The following is a 24358-nucleotide window of genomic DNA, read 5'->3' as shown; positions in this document are numbered from 1 at the left end:
CCTCTATTAGATAACCGATGTTTGCACTACTAGTACTGACGTCTTCAGCAACAATAAAAGCAACATTGTGCTCTTCACTTTGCCAAGCACCAGCAAGCTCTTCAGCTGTAATTGGTAGTGGCTGCCATGCAGATGGGTCATCCGCGATGTTGATGTTTAATGAGTAACTTTGGCTTTGTTTACCATCGCTCAGTATAACTTTAGTAGTGTAAGTATCTACATCAATTAGCTTTGGTTCGCCTGATAATGTTAACTCATTGCCAGAAAAGGCATATTCCAGCCAGTCAGGTTGGTCTTCAAAACTGACTGTTAGTGCATCACCATCTAAGTCTTTTGCGTTAAAAGAGCCAGAGAATGAAACGTTTGCTTTGCCTGTTAAAGCGAATTCACCGCTTAAAGAGGGTAAGTTATTTTTTGGTGTTGTTGGAGAGCCATCTGAGTTAGTGTCAGAGCCACCACCACAGCCAGCTACATTGAGACAGCCAATGCTAAGAATGCATAGTTTTTCATTTTTTTCCTAGAGTTAACAATGTTCAGATTGTTTCAAAAGTCGGAATTATAGAGCGTTTGTCAGGTTTTAGAAAACACTAATTAATCGAGGGAGATTTAGCTACTCACAGCAGGCCCTTATCCTACAAGCGGTAAGAGTGGTTTTTATTACAGGTACAGATTAATCAAACTCTTCTGATGAAGAGGCTGTTATTTAATAAAAGGTGAGTTTAGTTGTCGAATTAGTTTTCCTGATTTGTCATACACAAAAATAGCGTCATCAGGACGCATGCGTACGTAGGCAGGGTTAGCTGGGTTCAACCACAAATATCTGTCAAATGGAATGGCATTGTTTATGTTTTTACCTACCTCAACATAGCATGGATAAGTGTTGTTACACCATGTTTCGTCTAACCTTCGGCTTTGATGATTAGCCATGTACCATGCGGGTCTATTAGCAATTTTTGCTTGCTTCGGCCAGTAAACGGCAATATCAAAATGACTGCCAGTTGGTTGCCAATATTGATCTGATTCAGATTTGAATACGACCGGTGCCACTTTAGTTATACCTGTAATGTGTGTAGATAGCAGCGCTGTTTGGTCAATGGTTAATGGGTCAATATTCAACTTTGCAGCCAATACGCTGGCTAGCTTGTGTTTTTCATCAATATGGCTATAGCCACAATGCACAATGACTTTGGCGTCAGGGTCGAGCGCAAATGTTTTGTTGATGATATTTTCCGCACCTTCCTTTTCTCTATCGTAAGTATATTTATCGTAGCTGACTAGAGTATAACCTAACTCTTTTGCAATGCTTATTAGCTCTGAAAATGCGGGATCACGCATATATATACCACTTTGATTAGTGGCATAACCTTGTTTATTGATACGTTGTTCGTCTTTTTTAGCCAATGCTTCAAGCGCTAAATACGAATAGCCCTCGCTTTTTAGGCGTATTAACAGCTCTTTGGTAAGCCATCGGTGCTTTGGAATATGATGCGCCTCGTTCACCATAAGTAATTTATTTTGCTTAGCAAGCGTTGTGATCTCATCCAGTGCATCGTACGCCGTAAAGTTGTCTAAAGCTTGCTGCTGTGAAATAGATTGACCGAACTGATACAGGCGTTCTGCCCGCTGATGTAAGCCAATAAAAGAAAAATACGTGGCAATAAATTGATGAATTAAATCTCGAGACTGCGTATCTAAATCGTTTTCAACAAGCACACTTTGATGACGCTCAAACACTTCCCCCACATTTTTATGTGTGCCTAAGTTAATTAAGTCAGTTTGAATCGCGACGACTTCAGGGTGCAACTCAATGGCACCTGCATCGTTTGTCGTAAATAATATCAAAAGCAGTAAAACGACTCTGTTCATTATTTTTGCTCTCTTATGCTTCTAGTTTGTAAGCAGTATTTGTAACAGGAGTGTCGTGCCAAACCCCTACTATTGGGTCATAAGTACAGTTCTTTGGTGCAGAACTTAAAACATCTTTATCTTGTCTATTCCATAAAGAATTCGTGCAACTTAGGCGATATTCGCAAATACGGCACTTATCTATTTTGTCTTTACTCATAAAGAAATAGGAATGCGCTTTGGGGCCATTAATCACTTGGCTTAAATTCAAACTGTTTTTTGCTCTACCAAGTAAATATAGATCAAAAGGGTGTGGGTAAATTGCTTTATTTTTATCGATAAAAATATTATCGGCGCGATAGGTACCAAGTTTATTGTGTCTACAGCTATATAAATTCGACTGTAAGTGACTGCCTTTGTGAACAATGTCTTTGGTGAGTGTAATGACTTCTACATGATTAATATGTGTGCTAGAAGCTGCATTTTGCTGGGCTAAAAAGAAATCCAAATCTCCGCTCATACCATCATAGATATTTTCATTCTTAATGTGTTGAGAAAGTAAAATACCACACTGGTTATAGCCAAGGTTTCGAGCACGCTTAATTATATCGGATGCGACTGACTGTGTTTTTTCACTTTCGTCACTTAGGCTAATAATCAAGCTATGAGTTGCCCTGTGTTTTCTAAGCCACAGAGCGATATCTTCAAACCAGCTTAGCGAAGTATTATCGCTGACTTCCAAATAGAAGTTTCTGGTTTTTAGAATGGCGCTGGGTTCGATGCTGATAGGCTGATAATCTACGAAGTCAGGAACTTCTAGCAACCATTGTTTTTGTAATAGAAAATCCAAATAGCCTTTGACCACATCAGCGTGTTCACTGAAGCGGATCAGTACGTCTTGGTAGTTTGTACTTTGACAGTGTGCAATGTACTCAATAACCTCAAGCACACTCAATGGAACGGACTGTACTTTTTCGTCATGTAGATGCATCAGCAGCGCATTTTTATATCCTTTACACCACGTTACAGCGGGACTTATGATCATTTTCACTATGATAACTCCCTCTAAAATGTGAACCGCTTTTTCTCTATTTTTCCCGCGTATAAACAATCATAGTAGGTAAGTGGATGTGCGAGGGAAATAGGCTTGGTTTGAAATAGTAATACAAATGGCATGTTAGTCCTCCTGCATAAGCCACTGGGCAACGGCTTCGGTAATTTTCAGGCCCGTAGCGCTTTCTACCCAACCCCATTGTCCGATGGGGTTCAATTCAATAAATACGTACTCATTATTTTTGGTCAAGATCATATCAATCGCACCGAATACTAAGCCCAGCTCTGTCATAAATAGCAGCAGCTTTTGTTGAATACTTTCGGGTAGTTGATAGGGAAAATAATTAACTTTCTGTAAATCAGATTCTCGAATGTCGACTTTGTAATTGTTATGTAAGTCAATTTCAGTGGCGGCGCTAAACAGCTTATTACCGACCACCGTTATTCTCAATTCAAGTAGCCGGTCGACTCTAGATTGGAGTAGTGTTGGGCATAGCTCTAAATTAGAAAAGTCTTGTGTATGTTCATCGGTCACTGGGCTAGTAAAAACCATGGAAAACCCATAGTGAGATATGGGGGCTTTCATAATTCGTTTGGTAATAACATCGCCATTACAAGCGCTGTAGAATTTATCTGCGATAGCCTTGCTTTGGGTAATGGTCGTATTGGGAATAGTGAGCCCGACTTTTTTTGCAATACGTAGTTGCACGATAGGGTTATTTGCTTTGTCATCACACCAAGGGTTGTTCATCCATCTCGCTGAGGTGAGACTTTCCAACCCTTTATATAAGGTTAAACATTCATCAACAACAAACCGTTGTTGATTCTCAGGTAATTGATTGTTGGGGGTAATAGCACCACGTCGGCGAGCCCAAACCGAGTTCACCTTATCGAGATCTAAAGTGTTTATATTGTTAATGCCTGAAACGTCCTCAATTTTTGAGCCGCCGTTTAAATCATATTCAAAGTGAATATTTGTGGGAACATCCTCACCATTTAAACGAAACCAAGGCTTATTATAGAAATTGAGAATATCTATAATCTCTGAGGTATTAGGTTCGATAAGCTGTGAAAGAATCAAGATCATAGCGTGTTATGCTCATTATCAGTATCAAAAGCAGTACGATAAATACTACTGGCATGGGAGTCGGCTTACTTATGAAAATTTTCGGTTGTTAAGCCTAGAATAAGAATGGAATCGTATGACACTAAACCGTGTGCTTTATCTTACAATCCCATTCTATAGGGTGTTTGAATTAACTAATCACCTACAGGTGTCCGTTATCCCATTCGGTATCGCAGACACTCTTATCACAACTATCTGTTAATGTTGCTGTATTTAAAGGCGCTAAATTGCCACCTGATACTTGAGCTAGGAGCTCTTCAGAATCAATGGGTTCAAAAGTAGTGGGCGTGGTTTTCTCTGTCATCTTAATATTCCTTATTAAAACTAATATGGTTGAAATGACACTCTTTGCTTGTCGCAAAGCTAGAGTAGGTGATTATCTAGTTGAAAAGATAAACACGATACAGCTATTTAGTGTCTGAAAGCGCAGCGCCGTGCTTTAAGATCAATTTAAGTATCAAGTTAACCTTTAGTCAACAAATTGGTAATTTAAATTTCACATTAATATTGTAGGGATTTGTTGGTGAACAGAGAAGATAACATCGATTTGAACTTGGTTGAATGCACTTTAATAGCTGGTGGAGTATGCACTTTGCAGCTAGTTCCAATAAAGGGGTTAAAGCAGCAGCGGTATACACCGCCGCTGCAAAGTGAGTTAAAAACTAAAATTCACCTTCGCGTAGTAGGTCATACCGTCAAAGCCATATGGCAATGCGCGCAGGGGATAGCGCATGGCGCCATTGGTGATAAAGTTAAGCACTTCGTCTTCACCCAGTTCATCTGGTGTTTCGTCAAAGAGGTTATCAATACCCATCGACAGGTTAATGTTGTCGTTCAGCTGATAGCCTACATTCACATCAACCAGCACTGCTGATTCAACCACACTGGTGTCTTGCCAGTCGTTGGTAGGTGATAAGAAATCAGGCAGCGCGATGTGTTTGCCAGCAAAGTAGCTGACTTCGGTTTCGCCAAAGTAGTTGAATCTTACTAAAGAACTCCATTTATCCTTTTGATAATCAAAAGTTAAGGTAGCACGCTCTTGTGGTTGTCCATGCGTTAAGAATGAACGACGCTGTTCATCTAATGCGATAGTCTCAGGGATCCCTGCTGGCGAATTAACACGATCGATTGTTGTCTTATTCTTGTTTGCAGCAAAGGCGATGTCTAAATCTCCCCCAGCCAACTCAAGGCTGTAAGAGGCAATAAAATCCACGCCCTTGGTTGTTGAGTCTAGCGAGTTAGAGAAAAAGTTACCTTGTACAGCACCTGTCGCCGCCAATGCAGTATTAGCCACTGGGAAGTTTTGTAACTCATCGCTATCAACACCAATGAAGCTACCTAGATTGATACGGTCATAGATTTTGATTTGATAGAAATCTAAGGTGATTGATAAATCACTGCTCGCATCCCACGCAAAGCCCAAGTTGTAGTTATCTGATGATTCTAGTTTTAAGCCATCGACGCCAAGTGCAGCTGGGAACGGCGAACCTGCTGTTGCTGTATAAGAGGTTGCCAGTGAGCCATCACCACCCAATGTGGTGGTAAAAGCCGTATACCCAGATTGTTGAAGAGACGGGGCTCTGAATCCAGTAGATGCCGCGGCGCGTACAGCAAAGTCTTCGGTTACTTCATAGCGAGTTGCGAGTTTCCAGATGGTATCGTCATTTGAGTTTGATACGTCTTCATAACGTAGTGCCGCACTCACCAACCAGTCTTCATTTAGCAGAGTCTCAGCTTCAACGTAGAGAGCATAGCTTGAACGGTCCGCTTTATTGGCAGCATCTGGTCTAAGCCCTTGATAGGCTTGAAAACCACAATCAGCAAATACCTCAGGGTCGATAACCGATGGGAATGAGCGGTCGGCATTGGCAATACCACAGGCATAAGATGCCACTTCACCGGGTACAATTTGGTAGTTTTCTTTGCGGTACTCAGCACCAATCGACAGGTAAATCGGCTCTGCGCCAGAGACATCAATAATACCATTGATGTCTAAATTTGTTGTCCATTGGTCAAATCTAAAACCACCTGAGTAACCGCCTGTTGGACCTGCGTTGTCGGCAATATCTTGCGCCGATGCATTAGGATTTTCTGCTAAGTACTGTGCAGCGTAAGAAGCATTGATGGTGTTTGACGATGAGTAATCATATTGGTTTTCACCGTATACGGTCGATAAGTCAAAGTTCCAATCTGGGCTTAGCTCACCTTTGAAACCTACCGCAAAAGAAATATCTTGTGCTTCATTGTCGATCCTAGGCAGGAAACCGTCCGGATAAACCTGTGGGACGTTTCTTTCAGCACGATTAAAATCGCGATAGAAGCCGTTACCAAAAGCGGTGCGGTTTGAGAACCCCGCGAAAGAGTAAAGCTCTTTGTTGCCAACAGGCAATGCGGCGTTATAGAACACAGAAACAAATTCGGTGTCTGAGTTACCCTGACGCCAACGTACTTCATCTGATAGTTCACCTGGGGCTATCGTTGATGATCCGCCTGTGTCACGTTCGGCTCGGTTGGTACCATCTCCGTCACGGTACTCTAATGAGAAGTTAATAAATCCGCCTTCGTTACCCAAGTCAAAACCACGGTTAAGACCGAAAGAGTAAGTATCGCCATCTCCTTCGCCAGTTGCGCCAGCTTGGAAAAAGCCAGTGGTAACGCCAGTACTGTCATTCAGTGATAAGTTGATAACGCCCGCAATTGCATCTGAGCCGTAACGAGCGGCAGCACCGTCTCTTAAAATTTCAACATTCTTTAGTGCCATTAATGGAATTGAGTTCATATCCGTACCCGCAGCACCAGCACCGACCGTGCCAGAAAGGCCAAATATAGCCTGCGTATGTCTGCGTTTACCATTGATCAATACCAATGTTTGATCAGGTTGTAGGCCTCTGAGTGTTGCAGGGCGAAATAAATCTGAGCCGTCAGAGACTTGAGTTCGGCTAAAATTAAACGACGGGGCAATGGATTGTAAGCTCTGGCCCAGTTCAGTAAAGCCGCCCTTGTTGAGCTGCTTCGTATCTAAAATATCGATTGGGGAGGTTGATTCTGTGGCGGTACGGTTTGACACTTTGGAACCAAGCACGGAGATGGTTTCAATTTTTTCGTCATTGGCCTGTTGGGCCATTGCGCAGGTGCTTGCAAATAACGCGAGCGCCACCGGAGAAAGTTTAATAGGTCCTGTCATAACTACTACTCTGTTGATTGTTATTAATCTAATTGCATTGTGCGACTGCACGTTGTCATAAAAAAAAATGCTGTGCAATGACTTTGTTTTTAAATCAGAAATATTTAATAATTTTTTCTGTGGTTTTAGCTATGGTCATTTAGGGCTCAGTGTACTTGTCAATGGATCATTGATATTTACCGCAAAATACCGAATACTGTATTTATGTACAGTATTTTTATTTTGTTCATCTATGCGCTATGCCGAATTATTTTGCCAAAGTAACTTTTCTTTTTTACAAGGCGCTTCTCACCCAGAAGAACTCATCAAACAAGCTGACTTTTTGGCCTATGATGCGCTGGCGATTTGTGACGAGTGTTCTGTCGCTGGAGTAGTACGCGCATACCGAGCCATAAAAGATAACAAGCTATCCATTAAGCTGATAGTTGGCAGCTTTTTCAAATATCAATCGCTACAGTTTGTTTTACTCAGTCCTAACCGTCAGGCCTATGCGGAGCTATGTCGCGTGATCAGTAATGCGAGAAAGCGCTGTGATAAGGGCAGCTATACATTGGAACTATGGGATATTTTGTCTGTAAAGCAGTGTTTTATTATTTGGCTTCCAGCTTATGATGAACAAGACGCTCATTGGGCTGCTTGGCTTAAGCAATATCATCAAGGACGGGTATGGCTGGGTGTGCAGCGGCATCTTAACCATCTTGATAAAGCGTATATTAATCACTGTTTGCAACTTGCAAAGCAATACTCGCTGACAGTTACAGCCTGTGGTGGGGTATTGATGCACGTTGGTGAGCGACAAAAGCTGCAACATACACTCACAGCGATCCGACATAACTGCGCTGTGAATGAATTAGGACAGAGGCTGCTATCAAATACCGAGCGTGCGTTGCGCAGTAAAGTTAAACTGAGCAAATTGTTTACTCGTCAGTGGTTAGACACCGCTTGTGATATTGCCGCGCAGTGCACTTTTGATTTAGGAAGTCTGCGCTATGAATACCCCAGTGAATTAGTCCCACAGAGTCACAGTGCAATGAGCTATTTACGCTATTTGGTGAATGAAGGTAAGCAACTTCGCTTTCCAGATGGTGTACCCGATGACATTGCTGCGCTGATAGAAAAGGAACTGTCGCTGATAGAGCAGCTGAATTATCCCTATTTCTTTTTAACAATTCATGATGTGGTTATGTTCGCCAAGCGACAGGGCATTTTATATCAAGGCCGAGGCTCTGCGGCCAATTCAGTGGTGTGTTACTGCTTGCAAATTACCGCCGTTGATCCTCGACAGATCTCGGTGCTATTTGAGCGTTTTATCAGTCAAGAGCGTAATGAGCCGCCGGATATTGACGTTGATTTTGAGCACCATCGCCGCGAAGAAGTGATCCAATATATCTACCAAAAGTACGGTCGAGAACGGGCTGCACTTGCAGCAACAGTGATCACCTATCGTTTTAAAAGCGCGGTGCGGGACGTGGGTAAAGCACTGGCGATGGACAGTACACAGCTAGATTACTTTATTAAGCAGGTTAATCGTCGAGATAAGCTTGTATCTTGGCAATCACAATTGAGTGAGCTGGGATTGGATGCTAATTCCTATCAGGGGCAGCTTTTTATTGAGCTGGTGGATGAGATTTTGGGGTTTCCTCGGCACCTTTCTCAACATGTAGGTGGGTTTGTTATTTCATCAGGGCCTTTGTATGAGCTGGTGCCTATTGAAAACGCAGCCATGGAAGCTCGTACAGTGATCCAATGGGATAAAGACGACCTTGAGAGTTTGTCGTTACTGAAAGTTGATATTTTGGCGCTGGGTATGTTGAGTGCAATTAGAAAGTCTTTTGACTCTATTGCGCAGCATTTTGGTTATGGCTGGAACATTGCGGATATCACGCGTTTAGGGGATGACCCACAAGTTTATGGTATGTTGCAACATGCGGATACCGTGGGTGTTTTTCAAATAGAATCTCGTGCACAAATGAGTATGTTACCGAGATTAAAACCAGCGTGTTACTACGACTTAGTTATTCAAATCGCCATTGTGCGACCGGGCCCAATTCAAGGCAAAATGGTACACCCATTTTTGCAGCGTCGCGCAGGTAAGCAGCCGGTGAGCTATCCATCCGATGATGTAAAGTCTGTGCTGTCTCGTACTTTGGGAGTGCCGATATTTCAAGAACAGGTAATTAAACTGGCGATGGTTGCTGCAGGGTTTAGCGGTGGCGAGGCAGATCAGCTACGCCGTGCTATGGCATCGTGGAAAAAAACCGGCGAGCTTTGGCAATTTAAAGATAAGTTACTAAACGGTATGCAACAAAGAGGGTACTCAAGAGGCTACGCAGAGCAGATCTTTGCTCAGATCTGTGGTTTTGGAGAATATGGCTTTCCAGAGAGTCATTCTGCTTCTTTTGCTGTATTGGCTTATAGTTCGGCTTGGCTGAAATATTACTTTCCGGCTTTTTTCTACACAGCCTTGTTAAATAGCCTACCCATGGGCTTTTATAGTGCCTCGCAGCTATGTCAGGATGCACAACGTCATGGAATTACCATTTTACCTGTCTGTGTGAATGCCTCAAATCGAGATCATGAAGTGGTAAAAGCAAAACACAGTTTTGCGATTCGCTTGGGTTTGAGAATGATAAAAGGACTAAAAGCAGATGCGATTAAAACGCTGCTAGCACATCGCCCTGAAGGGGGGTATCAAAATATCCAGCAATTAAGCAAGGCAGGGGTAAAATCATCCAGCATGGAGTTACTTGCTTCAGGAAACGCTTTGGCATGTTTTGCTGGTGGTCGCTACAGCGCACGATGGCAGTTGATGGACAAGGATATGGACTTACCTTTATTTGCTAATAGCGACATCTCTGACACGCCAACTTTAGCGCCGTTAGGTGAGGGCAGTGAACTAGATAACGTGCTTGAGGATTATGCAGTTATGGGCCTGACACTACATAAACACCCAGTTACGCTATTGGATGAAGCAGGACGCTTAGAGCGATTTACGCGTATGGCCCAGCTTGGCGAGATAGCGGACCAACAACTTGTTACTGTGATTGGTTTGGTAACGGGTAAACAAGCGCCAGGCACTGCTGCTGGAGTCACATTTTTTACCTTAGAGGATGATACAGGCAATATCAATGTGGTGGTGTGGTCAGCAACAGCACGGGCACAGAAACAGGCATATTTGAGCGCAAAAATATTAGAGGTTAAAGGGGTGTTAGAACGCAGCGCTGGAGTCACTCACATCATCGCTGGTAGATTGATCGATCGCAGTGATCTATTACAGGCTTTGAAAAGTGAATCTAGACAATTTCATTAGTTGACTAAAACCCACCTTATTGTTTTTAAAATGTAAATAATGGAGTGGCTTGTTCGGGACAAGTGAGCGTTTGTGTCTTTTTAATGGCACTGGCTTTTTGTGCATTTTTTAGCATCAGACATCAAATGTAACATTTTGGTCGTAAAAAAAATGATATTGGTCGTTAATTTGTCTGTATGAAAAAATTTTAGAAAAGCATTTGATGTAGTTAATAACTTGTTGATTTTCAATTTCTATTTTTTCTTTTGCTTGCGTAAATAAAAATTATGCGTTGAAAAATGTTAGAAAAGTGTCGAATTGTACACTGCGTAAATATGTGATAGAACAATGCAGGTTAATTAAAACAATAACTTACACTACAACAGGGAAAAGCAAACAATGAAACCAATATTTACATTAAGTGCATTGTCAGCGGCCATGTTACTAGGCCAAACACAACTGGCAGTGGCAGCGGATGAAAAAGTTGAGCGCATTGAAGTTACCGGCTCTCACATTAAACGTACGGACATGGAAGGCCCATCTCCAATTCAATCAATCTCAGCGGGCGACCTCGCAGCAACAGGTTCAACAGACTTAATAGGTGCGTTGCAAAAGTTACCAGTATCAGGCGCTGGTACATTTAGTACGCAAGGTAACTCAAGTGATGATACGGCGAACGGTGGTTCAAGTGTGGCACTAAGAGGTTTAGGCGCATCTTCAACGCTCGTTTTAATTAATGGTCGCCGCGTGGCAGTAAGCCCGTTTGCAAAAGACATTGAAACATCATTCGTGGACTTAAATACCATCCCAGTCTCTTCTGTAAAACGTATCGATATTCTAAAAGACGGTGCGTCGGCGACTTATGGTTCAGATGCGGTTGCTGGGGTTATCAACATCATTTTACGTAATGATATCGATGGCTTTGAATTATCAGGCAAAGTATCAGACACAGCTGATGGCGGTGGTGAAGAGCAAAACTTCACATTACTATGGGGTTCATCGACTGATAAAGGTCAACATAACTTCGCGTTGGATTATTTCAAGCGTGGTGACGTTTTTTACGGTGACAGAGACTATACCGCTACTGCGGATCAGCGTTTTAGAGGCGGTAACAACTCACTGAGCTCATCTGGTTTCCCAGGTAGCGTGGAAGTGGTTAGAGGTATGCTGACTGATGAGCAGTGGGCTCGATTACCAGTCACAGGCACAGCAGATGATGGCACGCCTATTCGCCAAACTATTTTTGCTGACGTATGGGGCAATGATACCTGTCCTGAAGAAATGATTATTGGTGATATCTGTCGTTACGATTATGCACCACACATGACTTTAATCCCATCAACAGAACGTGTTAGCTTTAGTTATAACGGCGTACAAGAACTGGCTGACGGCGTTGAAGGCTTTGCTGAGTTTGCAGCGCAGCACGCTTCTACCTTTATTCAAGGTGCGGGTAGCCCAAGCTTCACTGAATTAACCATGATGGGTGATAACCCTAATCATCCTTTAGCTGATGATCCTTCGCATTTCTTACATGGCGTTGATATTTCTATGCGTCGTCGTACCGTTGATATCGGTAACCGTAAAAAAGACGTAGATTCTGAGTACTACCGTGCTGTGATTGGTGCGCGTGGTAACTACAAAGACTGGGATTGGGAAGTTGCATACTCGACTATCCGTTCTAGTGCAGTTGAAAAAGGTTTTGATGGCTTCCCTAACAAGCGTTTAGCGCAAGAAGCAATTGATATGGGTTTATGGAACCCGTTTGAACCAAGTACAAATACCGCTGAAGGTTTAGCATATTTTGAGACAACAACCACGCGTTATGGCTCATCAACCATGCAATCGGTCGATGGTACGATTTCGGGTGAATTATTTGAGCTAGGTGCGGGTTATGTTGCTGCGGCATTCGGTTTTGAATCACGTCGTGAAAAAATCGAAGATAACCCTGATTCACAATACCTACGCGGTGAAATATTTGGTACAGAAGCGACTCAAGCAAACGGTGATAGAGATAACACCGCGGTATTCGCTGAATTCAGTGTGCCAGTGCTTGATACACTAGAACTACAATTAGCCGTTCGTCATGAAGATTACAGCGACTTTGGTACAACAACAGACCCGAAAGTGGCGTTCCGTTGGGCACCGATTGATTCATTGGTAGTACGTGGTTCATGGGGTACAGCATTTAGAGCACCATCACTTGTACAGCTGCACTTAGGTCGTACTGATGAGTCACCTTCTGTTATCGATAAAGAGCGTTGTCGTCAAACGGGCGCTGAGGCTGACTGTGAACCAACAGAGTACACAGCTGTGGTTGCAGGTAACAAAGAGCTACAACCAGAGACATCTGAAAACTACAACTTAGGTGTAGTATGGCAGGCGACGGATGATTTCAGTATTGGTGTAGATTACTGGAACTATGATCAAGACGACTTGATCAAGAAAATCGGCGCGCAGAAGCTAGTAGATTGTTGTGGTACCGATCCTAACTTAGTTGTTCGTGCTCCAATGCAAGGTAGCACTTTGGGTCGTATCTTAAGAATCAACGATACATTCGTTAACATTGGTGGTCGAGACACAGACGGTTTTGACGTAAACCTTGCGTATGCGCTGAACACACAAAGCATGGGTGAGTTCAAGTTTACCTACAACCTGACTTATGCTCTGAACTTTGAAGAGCAGTCTTTTGAAAGTGATGATGACGGTAACACCAGCATTGTGGTTGAAGACTTAAACGGTGAACATGAGCATCCACAATTCCGTTGGACGGCGGGTGTAGACTGGGCAAACAACGACTGGTTAGCAACGTTAAACATCAACTTCATTGATTCATACAATGACTTAGCAGACAGCGAAGGTAACAAGTACGAGATTGACTCTTGGACAACGTATGACGTAACTGTTAGCTACATTGGTTTTAAAGACTTAACCTTGACGTTAGGGGCAGCGAACCTATTTAACGAAGAAGCACCATTTGTGCCTTCTGACGCGATGGGTATTGACGCTAAAACACACAGTACCCTTGGCCGTCAGGCTTACTTCAAGTTTGACTACAAGTTCTAATTGCTAAACAACCAAAAGTAACAAGCCCGGTATAGCCGGGCTTTTTTGTATAAAAATAATAGGTATTGATATTGTTACATCTCTACAGACGTTGGAAGGCGCTGCGCTTTTCCAACCTACGATTATTAGTCAGCCATCCATGGAGCTTCTTCTGGACGCAGGGTGAGCACCTCAAAGCCTGTATCAGTGACCAAAATAGTATGTTCGGTTTGTGCAGATAGACGTTTATCTTTAGTCACTACGGTCCAGCCATCGGCTTTGGTGATGGTTTTTGCGCTGCCCTGATTGATCATAGGTTCGATGGTAAAGGTCATGCCAGATTGTAATTTTAAGCCCGTATTGGGTTTACCGAAATGAAGTACATCTGGGGCTTCATGCATCTGCTGACCAATGCCATGGCCACAATACTCTCGTACCACGCTATAGCCATTCTGGTGGGCTATTTTTGCGATGATATGGCCAATATCACCCAATCTGGCACCGGGTTTAACCAGCTTGATTGCTTGCCACATTGCCTGCTGCGTCACACTCACAAGCTGTTTTGCAGCGTCACTGGCATTGGGCATCACGTACATCTTACTTGAGTCTGTAATGTAGCCATTTTTCTCAAGAGTGATATCGAAATTAACAATGTCGGAATCAGTTAACACTTGAGCATCACTTGGCATCCCGTGACAAACCACGTCATTAATTGAGCTATTAAGTGCATATTGGTAGCCATATTGGCCTTTGGAAGCGGGGCGTGCATTAAGCTCGTGGGTGATAAATTGATCCACAAGGTTGTTGATCTTCATCGTTGACATACCGGGCTTAACTACCTCATCAAGCATCACAAATACCTGAGCCAAGAGTTTGCCCGATTCGCGCATCAAAGCTATTTGTTCATCGGTTTTAATGACCACATCACTCATCCGAGGCTCCCAGCTTGCTTATGTTTTGGGTTTGTTCTGCATGAACTTGCTCGGCATGAACTTGCTCGGCATGAATTTGCTCGGCATGAATTTGCTCGGCATGAATTTGCTCGGCTCGAACGAGCTCAGCTTGAATGAGTTGCACAAATGTTTTATCAGGATTGAGTTCAGCTAAGCGGCCCATTTTAATCCAAAACTCAGCTTGGGAGTTAATTGAACGGGACATCACATGCGATGTAGTACGTAATTCTTCATGAAGTTCATCGGAAATTTTAACAATACCCAAAATATACACCTTATATATGTTTTATATATAAAGTGTATATTTATAATTGAAAAAAGAAAAGGGGCATGTTTGCCCCCTTTTACAGTTATTTAATTATCTGACTAACCTAGTCCAAATGGGTCATCAATGCTGTGGCTTGGTTGTGTAAACCATTTTGGACCCTGTTCGGTCATATAGAAATGATCTTCAAGACGCACCCCAAACTCATCGGGAATAACTAGCATAGGTTCATTACTAAAACACATGCCCTTGGCCAGCGGCTGTGGGTTATCTTTAACCAAATACGGCCACTCGTGAATATCCATACCAATCCCATGCCCAGTTCTGTGTGGGCAGCCCGGTAAGTCGTAATCAGGGCCAAGGCCAACTGACGCTAAGTAGCTACGAGCTGCATGATCCACATCACCACACGGCTTGCCGACTTGAGCAGCTTCAAACGCAGCTAGTTGAGCGTTTTTCTCATGTTGCCACATGGTACGTTGACGCTCGCTCGCTTCACCAAACACATAAGTACGTGTAATATCAGAGAGATAACCTTCAAGTTTACAGCCGGTATCAACCAACACAATATCGCCTTTTTTCAGTACTTGCGGCTCTTTAACACCATGTGGGAACGAGCTGGCTTTGCCAAATAGCACGATGCAAAAGTAATTACCAGGTGCACCTACTTTTTTGTGAGCTTTGTTAATAAAGGCTTCAACTTCGGTGGTGGTGATCCCTTCATATAACATGCTTGCAGTTGCTTTATGGACCGCTAACGTCATATCCATGGCGCGCTGAATAAGTGCCAACTCGTTGTCTGATTTGTGCATTCGACAATGAGCCGTAACCGGCTGAGCATTAATTAAATTAAGTGTGGGTGCAGCTTTGCGAATGCCATCAGCAACAAAAAATGCGGTACTTTCATCAATACCAATGGTAGCGTTTTGGCTAATCCCCATTTTTTCAAGTACGTGAGCAAACAACGCATATGGACTTTGATGTTCTTGCCAGTCATTAATAGGGCCTTCAACGACTTGATAATCCAGTAACGAGCCGATTTCAAAAGTAGGCGCAATAAACTCAACAGCGCCAGATGCAGGTAAGATGGCACCAACCATACGCTCACTGGCATACCATTGCATTCCCGTAAAATACTTCAAGTTAGTGCCAGCATTGAGGTAAATGGCGTCAATACCATGTTGCTGCATGTAACTCTGTGCTTTTTCGATACGCTCCAAGTATTCATTATATTGAATGGCTTGCACCCCTTGAGTCATATCATCTAATGTATCGAGAGCTTGCTGCTGAGAGTGTGTACCTATACCTATTGTTGTCATATTTACTCCTAAAATCGATCGATTCTGTAGGGGGTTAAATCAAGATCGGGTTGTTCACCCATACATAGTTGGCCAACGAGTTTTGCGGTGATGGCTGCTTGTGTCAGACCTAAATGCTGGTGGCCGAACGCAAATAAAATACTGTCATGCTTTGGTGATTGGCAAATAACGGGCAGGGAGTCTGGTAACGAGGGACGACATCCCATCCACGTTTGTGTCACTTGGTTTTGCTCAAGTCCCTGAACAAGTTGCTGAGCGTGGGCAAGTAACATGGTTGCTCTTTCTTTTCGTTCTGGTGCATCTAGCCCTGCAAATTCAACAGTACCAGCTAATCGTAACCCCGATTGCATGGGAGTGATGATAAACTGTCTTTCAGCAGATGCAACTGGACGCGACAAAGCTCCGTGTGTGTTCAACATAGCATGGTAGCCTCGCTCGGTGTCTAATGGCACTTTGAAACCCAGCTGTTTCGCCAATGCTTTGCTCCAAGCGCCTGTACATAAAACGATTTTATCAAATGTTAGATGCTCGCCTTTATCAGTTAATAACGTCACTTGAGTGGATTGAGGTGTGACCTCTGTGATGTGGGTGCGAGCAAACATCCCACCACTTTGCGCAAAGCATTGATAAATATGCAGACACAACGCATGGGGGTCACTGCTATGGCCGACATCGCAAAACAATAAGGCATGGTTGACATTGTCACTTAGCGTAGGTTCAAGTGCCTGTATCTCTTTACCTTTTAACCACTCAACTGAAACGCCTTGTGCTTTAAACGCAAGATAGGTTTTTTCTACCTGCTCTGCAGAACTGGTTTCAAACGTGAGCAATGAACCATTTTTAGTAATGAGTGAACCATAGTCGCAATCAGCGAGTAGCTCTTGGTAAGCCGCAAGCGCAGATTCATTAAGCGCTCTAAGCGCCTGCGTATGTTTTTTAAATGGAGTGGGGCGCATATTCAATAGAAAGTTGAAAAACCAAGGCAGCATTTTCAATGCATAGCGCCAGTCAATTCTCAGAGGACCTAGAGGATTAAGCAACATGCTCGGTAGTTTGGGGAGCAATTTTGCGCTGGCAAGCGGAAATACTTGCTCTGATGCAAAGTGTCCAGCATTGCCTTTTGAGCAGCGCTGAGCAATGCCTGCTGGGTCAAATAAAGTAACTGAAAAGCCTAAATCTTGCAGCCTTTTTGCTGTACATAAGCCGACTATACCCGCGCCAATGACTGCTATATTTTGTTTTTTTGGGGCCATGCATTTTTCCTCTGCAGAACACACTTTGGAAGTGAAACGTGCGAGTTTTCCAAATTGTATCTGTCTATTTTAACCATCTGATAGATTTTATTTTACGCAGTGAATGATGATTTAATCATTAAAATTCAGATTGTTACATTTTGTTTTTCGTTTTTGTTAGGGTTAATAAAAATAAATTTCACATTTGAATATTGATTATTGTATACAATATACCTAAGATGGTAAACACAAAAACCAATGAGGAACAAATAAAATGATCGAATGGCAAGGGGTTTACCCAGCAGTTACCACTCAATTCAATGACGACGGTAGTATTAACTTTGAAACAACAAAGAGCATGATAGATGCACTGATTAACGAAGGTGTACATGGCATCATCGTATTGGGTACTGTCGGAGAAAATTGTTCATTACGTGCTGAAGAAAAGCGCGATGTTCTAAAAGCTGCAAAAGAAGTGGTAGCAGGCCGTGTTCCTCTACTTACTGGTGTTGCAGAAACAACCACTCAGTTTGCCATTGAGTTTTGCCAAGATGCGGAAAAAATCGGCATTGACGGCCTAATGGTGCTTCCAGGGATGGTGTACCGCTCAACAGAGCGAGAAGCAATTTATCATTATCAACAAATCGCGCGCAGCATGTCTTTGCCTGTGATGATTTACAACAACCCCGTCACTTATGGCGTTGATGTTTCAATCGAAGGCATGAAGGTACTGGCGAATGAGGAAAATATTGTAGCCATCAAAGAAGCGACGACAGACACGCGTCGTATCACTGAGCTACAAAGCGCGTTTGCGGATAGATTTATTATTTTCGGCGGAGTTGATGATATCGCGCTTGAGAGTCTGATGTTAGGAGCAACGGGTTGGATCTCGGGTTTAACCAATGTATTCCCAAGAGAATCAGTCGCTATCTATGAACTTGCGCGTCAAGGGCGTTATGAAGAAGCAAAAGAGATTTGGCGTTGGTTCTTACCTTTACTCCGTTTAGATACTATCCCAACGTTAGTACAGTGTATTAAATACGCAGAACAATTGGCGGGTCGAGGCTCAGAGGTAACGCGTGCGCCTCGTTTAAGCTTGCCTGAAGATGAAAAAGCGATGATCAATCGTCTATATGACGAAGCGATGACGACGCGTATTGATCTTAGTAAGTTCAAACTGGATTAACGTGTATGCGCAAAGGGACATTCTCATGTATTGATGGCCACACTTGTGGCAACCCTGTGCGCTTGATCACCAGCGGTCACCCCAATTTGCGGGGTGACACAATGAGTGAAAAGCGTCAGCACTTTATGGCCGAGTTTGATTGGATCCGTCAGGCATTAATGTTTGAGCCTAGAGGTCACGATATGATGTCAGGTTCATTTATCTATCCGCCCACAACCTGCGATGGTGATGCAAGTATCTTATTTGTTGAAACATCAGGCTGTTTACCCATGTGTGGTCATGGCACGATAGGCACGGTGACATTTGCTCTAGAGCAAGGTCTTATTCAACCAACCCATAACAGCCAATTAAAGCTAGATACGCCGGCAGGCCGAGTCAATGTCGAATATTTGATGGAAAATGGCTCAGTGCATTGGGTCAAAATATTCAATGTGCCCGCTTATCTTGCTTACGAAAGCGTGATGATTGAGGTGCCTGAGCTAGGTAGCTTAAAGGTTGATATTTCTTATGGTGGTAATTTTTACATCATTGTCGAACCTCAGCCTAATTTTCCCGGTATTGAGCACTGGAATGCGGCGCAGATATTAAAACACAGCCCCAAAGTACGCGAAGTGGTTAATCAAACCCTGCAGTGTATTCACCCGCTGGATGCTACGGTCAACGGCGCGTCACATGTACTTTGGACCGGACAGCCCAAACATGCGGATTCAAGCGCAGCCAATGCGGTATTTTATGGCGACAAAGCCATTGATCGCTCACCCTGTGGCACTGGTACCAGTGCGAGAATGGCCCAATTGTTTGCCAAAGGCCAGCTTCAGGTTGGTCAGTCATTTGTGCATGAAAGCTATATTGGCAGTCAGTTTGTTGGCTGCATAGAAGGTGTAACAGAAGTGGCTGGAAAATCAGCAATTTTACCCAGTATCCGAGGATGGTCAAAAGTAACAGGTACTAGCAACATTAGCGTGGATGACAGTGATCCTTATGCTTTTGGCTTCCAAGTGATTTAACCCAAACAAAATAACAGGAGCAAACCATGGAGATAAGCGGTGCAAGTTATATCGCTGGACAATGGCAAAAAGCCGAAAATGCACAGGCGTTTTTTGGCTTTTCTCCAAAGCACAATCAGCCGTTAACAACCCCAATCTATGAAGCCACACCGCAGATGTTAGATGATGCGATAGCGGCCTCAGAGCAGGCATTTGTTAGCTACAGACAAACCAGCTTTGCGCAACGTGCGACATTTTTATTTGCTATCGCAGATGAGATTGAAGCGCTGGGTGAGGCTCTTATCCATGTGACTCATGAAGAAACAAATTTGCCGGTTGCCCGATTACAAGGCGAAAGAGGGCGCACAGTTAATCAACTGCGTGCTTTTGCTCAAGCCTTGGAGCAAAGTAACAATGGTGTGCTCAACTTAAGTCAACAGGACGAAGCGGATCCAAATCGTACGCCTTTGCCTAAGCCGTATACTCAGTTGACTCATTTACCAGTAGGTGTGGTGGCAGTGTTTGGCGCATCTAACTTCCCTTATGCTTTTTCAACACTCGGTGGTGATACTGCGTCAGCGCTAGCGGCGGGATGTCCTGTGATCATGAAAAGCCACACGGCACACCCTGCTACCAGTGAATTGATGACCAAAGCGATAGATAGGGCAATCACTAATACCAATATGCCGGCTGGGGTTTTTTCAATGATCCAAGCGAAAAGCTATGATATTGCGCACCAGTTGGTCGCAGCGCCGCCAATCAAAGCGGTTGGCTTTACTGGGTCGTTCACAGTCGCCCAAAAATTGATGGATACCATCGCCAAACGCGACGAACGTATTCCATTTTATGGGGAACTTGGCAGTATTAACCCACAGTTGATTTTTACCCAGCGTGCGGCGCAGCAGAGTGAAGCGTTGGCTACGCAATTATGTCAATCTTTACTGATGGGGAATGGCCAATTTTGTACAAGCCCAGGATTGTGGGTGGTGCCTAAGGGCAGTGATGCCTTTGTTGAGACTGTGAAGCAGCAATTAAGTAGTAGTCTGTCAGATACGCTTCTATCACCAAACATAGTGAACAGCTTCAAACAAAGTGTGGCAACACTTGCGGCAACATCGGGTGTTACCCTGTTAGCGCAAGGGCAGTTGCAAGAGTCATTTCACGCCAATGCACATTTGTTCGCTACCGATGCAGACACCTATCTAGCTAACGAGATGTTGCATGAAGAAGTGTTTGGACCGTGCGCAATGTTGGTTACGTATGAAAACGAAGCACAACTGATACGGCTTGTGGATAACTTACAAGGGCAGTTAACGGCGTCAATACATGGTACAGATGGTGATTTTATCAATCATGCAAAAGTGATTGAGGCACTACAGTATAAAGTCGGAAGACTAATTGAAAATCAGATGCCTACGGGTGTAGAAGTCTGTCCTTCGATGAACCATGGTGGGCCATTTCCATCAAGCACAGATGTAAGGAGTACATCGGTTGGTCTCAATGCTATGCAGCGATTTTTAAGGCCATTATGCCGTCAACGGGCTGAATGATTGTTGATAAATGTTAAGCAAAAAAAGACCCAGAGCAAAGGGATGCTCTGGGTTTAGGGGATGGCTCATATGAGCCAATGCGTTACTTAAAAACACCTTCTATACATTAGGGAGAAGTAGAAAGTAACTTAAGTGTAGTTAACTATTCACAAAACTTACAAACATATGAAATATATTTAAAGTTAATATAAATCAATTGATTATCTTTTATATGCCGATTTAATCTAAAAATACCCAAAAGATATCTTCAAGTTATACCCAAGTTATCAACTGCGCATTACTCACTAAATCACGCGGTAAACTGTTTTTTATTTTATTCTTCTGCCATTTTCCTAAGCCAACGGGAGCACCACACAGAGTCAAAATAACTTCACCAGTCTTTGTTGTGGGTTGTGCAAGACGGATGTCCTTTCCTTGAAAGTAATCACAGGCTTGTTGTTGGCTCATGGCGAGGGTATTGTCATTCGCGTAATGGCCAAGAGCAGTGGCAAATTCATGCTCCAGACGTACGCCATTTTTGTGGGTCGTGCCAATCTGTATGCCCAATCTGGCGTACTTTATTTTATTTTGCAGCTGTTCCAAACCCTCAGGGAACAACCATAACTCCTTATCTCGGGTCATCAAAGTGCCATTTAACACTTTGATACCAAAATGCTTTTTGATGTAAGCATGGAACGTATTGTGCAATTTGCTGTCGGTAGGGGTAAACGGAAATACACCTTTCTTTATTTTTTGTTCTGGATTATCGACAGAGCCAGTCTTTTTAAATCTGGCGATAAAAAAGCCCTCACTATCAAAAATTTGTGGCCATACGTGCAAATACCCTTGCTCTGTGGTGGCTCTTTGCGCGCCTTCAAATAGCTTATCCAACGGCTCGATTTCGATGAACCCTTTAAACTGTTCTAGCAAATAAGCGCAGACGGCTTGGTTTTCTATCGGTGTGAGCGTACAAGTTGAGTAAACCAGTGTGCCGCCAGGTTTCAATGCGAAAAATGCGCTGCGGATCAGTTGTTTTTGAACATCGCTAATATCGATATTTGATTGGAGTGACCAGTTTTTTAGCGCATCAGCATCCTTTCTAACTGTACCTTCACCAGAGCAAGGAGCGTCTAGTAAAATGCTGTCGAAGCACTCAAACATATAGTCGCCAAAGATTGTACCGTTAAAATGAGATAACGCACAGTTGGCAACGCCCATTCGCTTCATATTAGCCGCCAGCACCTTAACGCGTGAGGATGAGAGTTCGTTGGCAATCAGAACACCTTGATTGTCCATCATCGCCGCTAATTGTGATGTTTTGGAGCCAGGTGCGGCTGCCATATCTAACACAAACTGACTATCCTCAAGTGCGTGAGCTAATGCCATAGGTGGCAACATAGAGCTCGCTTCTTGTACATAAATACAGCCACTGAGGTGTAGTTCGGTGTTGCCTATGGGTAACTTCTCTTCTTCTGCGTCAGGGCGTATTAACCAAAATCCATTATCGCACCAAGGAACAGGTTCAATATGCCAATCATTAGCGTGGCAATATTGTTCAAACTCTACAACCGACATTTTTAAAGTGTTGACGCGAACAGAACGTCGTAGAGGGCTTTGGCAAGCCTTTACGAAATCTTCTATCGTTAGGTGATCAGGAATATAGCTCTTAACGTCAGCTAAAAATGACTCTGGAATGTAGGTAGAAGTATTCAAAAATATGACCTAGGCGTTGAATTTATAGCAAGCCGCTATTTTATCATTGTTTAGGGCTGGGCTAAAAGTCCTTTTAAAACCCAGCATTTAACCTGCTCAAAGGTGTTAAGGTGAGACGATACCAGTGATATTGATATACAGGTATGCAAACCATGCGATAAAGAAACAACTACTAGCCAGTGCAAAAGCGATGGTTCGCATTAATAGGTTGCGACACACGATGTGTTCAAAGCAATGCCAGTAACGCGCAACTACAAAGAACGTACTCACCAAGAACCAAAAGTGCCCCTCGATGTTCTGTTGTTCTAGTAAACATAGCAACACAATAAAGAGCGTTGATTGCTGAAACTGATTGTCATAGCTATTACCTGCCAGTGTAGTTGTTTGCGCAAAGTTACGCTTTTCTACAAATTGGATGTCATAGGCGGAAACTCGTTTCCGCCTAAAAGCGGAAATACGTAAGCCCGCTGTCAGCAACCATAAAAAGCACATCAATAAAATCAAAAACATAATTGGATAGTGAACCCACATAACTACAACCTCTTGTTGATAACTTAATTTACTTTACCTCAGATGCTAATCAAGCTAACGTGTCATTAATGACACTTTAAATGGTAAAACTGACACATGTATCACGTAGCGATTATTTGCCCTGACCGTGCGTTAGCAACCGGTATCACGGGCGTAATTGACATCTTTAATGTTGCTAACACCTTGGCGAAAAAGCCGTTGTTTAGTTGGCAATTAGTGGGTATTGAGACCAACAAGGTAAGGACGAGTCAGGGCTTGGAAATGACTTGTGATGTCAAATTGGCTGATCTGCATCACGCTGACGTTATGCTGTGGATTGGCAGCCAATTCGAAGGTCAACAAAAGTTGTGGCATGCATGTCAGGTATTTGCACCTTATCGAGAGCAAATCCACAGGCTCGCTCAGAACAGTGAATATACGATTGCGACTTGTACATCGGTGTGCTACTTAGCAACCAGTGGTTTTTTAGACCCATATCATGTAACCAGTAGCTGGTGGCTGAAGGCTTTCTATCAGCGTTATTTTCCGCAGTTGAAAGTCAGTCAGGAGAAAGTGTATTTGCAAGATGGTAAGGTGATCACATCAGGGGCCGCACAGTGCTACTTTCCCATGATGCTTCATTTTATTCGTCAAACCTGTGGCATTGAGCTTGCGGATGAATTAGCGTCTTGGTTGGCCATTCCCGAACTTACAACATCGCAGCAACCTTATATGCAAATAGGTGCATTTGAGCTACATCAGGATGAGCGGTTGCTGGCCTTACAAAATTACATCAAAAATAATTTATCCGAGACATTAACGGTGGACTTGATGGCTAAGCAACTGAGTGTGAGTGAACGAACGTTAATCCGCCGCTTTCAAAAACAAATAGGTCTCACGCCTGCAAATTATGTGAGATTAGCCAGATTGGAAAAAGCAAAACAGCTGTTGCGTACTACACGCATGAATACGAATGACATAGCGTGGCAGCTAGGGTATCAGGACATCGGTTCTTTTAATCGCATCTTTAAAGAACAATATGGAAAAACGCTCAATGAGTACAGGGCTCAGTTTGGTTAAAAATGCAGTGATTATTATTGAGCTTTGTTGGCTTGGTGGTGATATA

18 protein-coding genes and 1 pseudogene are annotated in these 24358 nt (G+C 43.3%); 8 read left to right on the top strand and 11 right to left on the bottom strand.

Annotation, left to right across the window (positions count from 1 at the left end):
* Positions 1-17 precede the first annotated feature (17 nt).
* Both C2M32_RS20830 and C2M32_RS10605 read left to right on the top strand, forming a co-directional pair.
* Complete coding sequence (locus C2M32_RS20830) at positions 18-167, top strand: hypothetical protein (RefSeq protein ID WP_234401278.1); 150 nt, start codon at positions 18-20, stop codon at positions 165-167.
* A gap of 90 nt (positions 168-257) precedes the next feature.
* Positions 258-521: a hypothetical protein gene (locus C2M32_RS10605; RefSeq protein WP_105168403.1), complete on the top strand. Its 264-nt coding sequence runs from the start codon at positions 258-260 to the stop codon at positions 519-521.
* Between the two features lie 178 nt (positions 522-699).
* Here the strand turns inward: C2M32_RS10605 and C2M32_RS10600 are convergent, their stop codons facing one another.
* The 5 genes from C2M32_RS10600 to C2M32_RS10585 form a co-directional block, all read right to left on the bottom strand.
* A complete protein-coding gene (locus C2M32_RS10600) occupies positions 700-1866 on the bottom strand; it encodes a hypothetical protein (protein WP_105168402.1) in 1167 nt (388 codons plus the stop codon).
* A gap of 13 nt (positions 1867-1879) precedes the next feature.
* Complete coding sequence (locus C2M32_RS10595) at positions 1880-2890, bottom strand: hypothetical protein (RefSeq protein WP_442792714.1); 1011 nt, start codon at positions 2888-2890, stop codon at positions 1880-1882.
* Between the two features lie 132 nt (positions 2891-3022).
* On the bottom strand, positions 3023-3985 hold the full coding sequence (locus C2M32_RS10590; protein WP_105168400.1) for an ATP-grasp domain-containing protein: 963 nt from the start codon (positions 3983-3985) through the stop codon (positions 3023-3025).
* 181 nt (positions 3986-4166) lie between these two features.
* Entirely contained in the window at positions 4167-4328 is a 162-nt protein-coding gene (locus tag C2M32_RS20525; RefSeq protein WP_158678202.1) for a hypothetical protein, read from the bottom strand.
* Between the two features lie 351 nt (positions 4329-4679).
* Positions 4680-7208 carry a TonB-dependent receptor plug domain-containing protein gene (locus C2M32_RS10585; RefSeq protein WP_105168399.1) on the bottom strand — a complete coding sequence of 843 codons (2529 nt, stop codon included), beginning with the start codon at positions 7206-7208 and terminating at the stop codon, positions 4680-4682.
* A gap of 232 nt (positions 7209-7440) precedes the next feature.
* On the opposite strand from C2M32_RS10585, the gene C2M32_RS10580 reads away from it, so the two are divergent.
* On the top strand, positions 7441-10518 hold the full coding sequence (locus tag C2M32_RS10580; RefSeq protein ID WP_105168398.1) for an error-prone DNA polymerase: 3078 nt from the start codon (positions 7441-7443) through the stop codon (positions 10516-10518).
* Between the two features lie 378 nt (positions 10519-10896).
* Positions 10897-13560, top strand: a complete 2664-nt coding sequence (locus C2M32_RS10575) for a TonB-dependent receptor plug domain-containing protein (protein WP_105168397.1) — start codon at positions 10897-10899, stop codon at positions 13558-13560.
* 125 nt (positions 13561-13685) lie between these two features.
* Here C2M32_RS10575 and map read toward each other — a convergent pair whose 3' ends face one another.
* From map to C2M32_RS10555, 4 genes and pseudogenes are all read right to left on the bottom strand, one after another.
* Positions 13686-14471, bottom strand: a complete 786-nt coding sequence (gene map / locus C2M32_RS10570; protein ID WP_105168396.1) for a type I methionyl aminopeptidase — start codon at positions 14469-14471, stop codon at positions 13686-13688.
* A 121-nt stretch (positions 14472-14592) separates the two neighbouring features.
* Positions 14593-14757 (bottom strand): annotated as a pseudogene (locus C2M32_RS20825) (ParD-like family protein); the annotation flags it as partial.
* Positions 14758-14858: 101 nt separating this feature from the next.
* A complete protein-coding gene (locus tag C2M32_RS10560; RefSeq protein WP_105168394.1) occupies positions 14859-16076 on the bottom strand; it encodes a M24 family metallopeptidase in 1218 nt (405 codons plus the stop codon).
* 8 nt (positions 16077-16084) lie between these two features.
* The gene (locus tag C2M32_RS10555; protein ID WP_105168393.1) at positions 16085-17329 is read right to left on the bottom strand and encodes an NAD(P)/FAD-dependent oxidoreductase; all 1245 of its coding nucleotides are present in this window, start codon (positions 17327-17329) and stop codon (positions 16085-16087) included.
* Positions 17330-17582: 253 nt separating this feature from the next.
* Between C2M32_RS10555 and C2M32_RS10550 the strand changes: the two genes are divergently transcribed.
* Genes C2M32_RS10550 through C2M32_RS10540 form a run of 3 tightly spaced genes read left to right on the top strand, consistent with a single transcriptional unit; the run spans position 17583 to position 21030 of the window.
* Entirely contained in the window at positions 17583-18494 is a 912-nt protein-coding gene (locus C2M32_RS10550) for a dihydrodipicolinate synthase family protein (RefSeq protein WP_105168392.1), read from the top strand.
* A 5-nt stretch (positions 18495-18499) separates the two neighbouring features.
* Complete coding sequence (locus tag C2M32_RS10545; RefSeq protein ID WP_105168391.1) at positions 18500-19501, top strand: 4-hydroxyproline epimerase; 1002 nt, start codon at positions 18500-18502, stop codon at positions 19499-19501.
* A 26-nt stretch (positions 19502-19527) separates the two neighbouring features.
* Positions 19528-21030: an aldehyde dehydrogenase (NADP(+)) gene (locus C2M32_RS10540; RefSeq protein ID WP_105168390.1), complete on the top strand. Its 1503-nt coding sequence runs from the start codon at positions 19528-19530 to the stop codon at positions 21028-21030.
* Positions 21031-21282: 252 nt separating this feature from the next.
* Here the strand turns inward: C2M32_RS10540 and rsmF are convergent, their stop codons facing one another.
* Positions 21283-22722 (bottom strand): 16S rRNA (cytosine(1407)-C(5))-methyltransferase RsmF, encoded by a 1440-nt coding sequence (gene rsmF / locus C2M32_RS10535; RefSeq protein WP_105168389.1) that lies wholly within the window; start codon positions 22720-22722, stop codon positions 21283-21285.
* 105 nt (positions 22723-22827) lie between these two features.
* Positions 22828-23253, bottom strand: coding sequence for an MAPEG family protein (locus C2M32_RS10530; RefSeq protein WP_105168388.1), 426 nt, complete (start codon positions 23251-23253; stop codon positions 22828-22830).
* 96 nt (positions 23254-23349) lie between these two features.
* Between C2M32_RS10530 and C2M32_RS10525 the strand changes: the two genes are divergently transcribed.
* Complete coding sequence (locus C2M32_RS10525) at positions 23350-24312, top strand: GlxA family transcriptional regulator (protein ID WP_105168387.1); 963 nt, start codon at positions 23350-23352, stop codon at positions 24310-24312.
* Positions 24313-24358: the final 46 nt, after the last annotated feature.

The organism is Pseudoalteromonas sp. T1lg23B (assembly GCF_002964665.1).
Classification (GTDB): Bacteria; Pseudomonadota; Gammaproteobacteria; order Enterobacterales; family Alteromonadaceae; genus Pseudoalteromonas.
Note: the sequence above shows the minus strand (reverse complement) of the source record. Positions and strands in the feature narration are given on the sequence as shown.

What these genes read in the sequence shown, in the direction of transcription:
- C2M32_RS20830 (WP_234401278.1), top strand. Translation starts at nt 18, where the DNA reads ATGTTTGCACTACTAGTACTGACGTCTTCAGCAACAATAAAAGCAACA.
- C2M32_RS10600 (WP_105168402.1), bottom strand. Translation starts at nt 1,866, where the DNA reads ATGAACAGAGTCGTTTTACTGCTTTTGATATTATTTACGACAAACGAT.
- C2M32_RS10595 (WP_442792714.1), bottom strand. Translation starts at nt 2,890, where the DNA reads ATGATCATAAGTCCCGCTGTAACGTGGTGTAAAGGATATAAAAATGCG.
- C2M32_RS10590 (WP_105168400.1), bottom strand. Translation starts at nt 3,985, where the DNA reads ATGATCTTGATTCTTTCACAGCTTATCGAACCTAATACCTCAGAGATT.
- C2M32_RS20525 (WP_158678202.1), bottom strand. Translation starts at nt 4,328, where the DNA reads ATGACAGAGAAAACCACGCCCACTACTTTTGAACCCATTGATTCTGAA.
- C2M32_RS10585 (WP_105168399.1), bottom strand. Translation starts at nt 7,208, where the DNA reads ATGACAGGACCTATTAAACTTTCTCCGGTGGCGCTCGCGTTATTTGCA.
- C2M32_RS10580 (WP_105168398.1), top strand. Translation starts at nt 7,441, where the DNA reads ATGCGCTATGCCGAATTATTTTGCCAAAGTAACTTTTCTTTTTTACAA.
- C2M32_RS10575 (WP_105168397.1), top strand. Translation starts at nt 10,897, where the DNA reads ATGAAACCAATATTTACATTAAGTGCATTGTCAGCGGCCATGTTACTA.
- map (WP_105168396.1), bottom strand. Translation starts at nt 14,471, where the DNA reads ATGAGTGATGTGGTCATTAAAACCGATGAACAAATAGCTTTGATGCGC.
- C2M32_RS10560 (WP_105168394.1), bottom strand. Translation starts at nt 16,076, where the DNA reads ATGACAACAATAGGTATAGGTACACACTCTCAGCAGCAAGCTCTCGAT.
- C2M32_RS10555 (WP_105168393.1), bottom strand. Translation starts at nt 17,329, where the DNA reads ATGGCCCCAAAAAAACAAAATATAGCAGTCATTGGCGCGGGTATAGTC.
- C2M32_RS10550 (WP_105168392.1), top strand. Translation starts at nt 17,583, where the DNA reads ATGATCGAATGGCAAGGGGTTTACCCAGCAGTTACCACTCAATTCAAT.
- C2M32_RS10545 (WP_105168391.1), top strand. Translation starts at nt 18,500, where the DNA reads ATGCGCAAAGGGACATTCTCATGTATTGATGGCCACACTTGTGGCAAC.
- C2M32_RS10540 (WP_105168390.1), top strand. Translation starts at nt 19,528, where the DNA reads ATGGAGATAAGCGGTGCAAGTTATATCGCTGGACAATGGCAAAAAGCC.
- C2M32_RS10530 (WP_105168388.1), bottom strand. Translation starts at nt 23,253, where the DNA reads ATGTGGGTTCACTATCCAATTATGTTTTTGATTTTATTGATGTGCTTT.
- C2M32_RS10525 (WP_105168387.1), top strand. Translation starts at nt 23,350, where the DNA reads ATGTATCACGTAGCGATTATTTGCCCTGACCGTGCGTTAGCAACCGGT.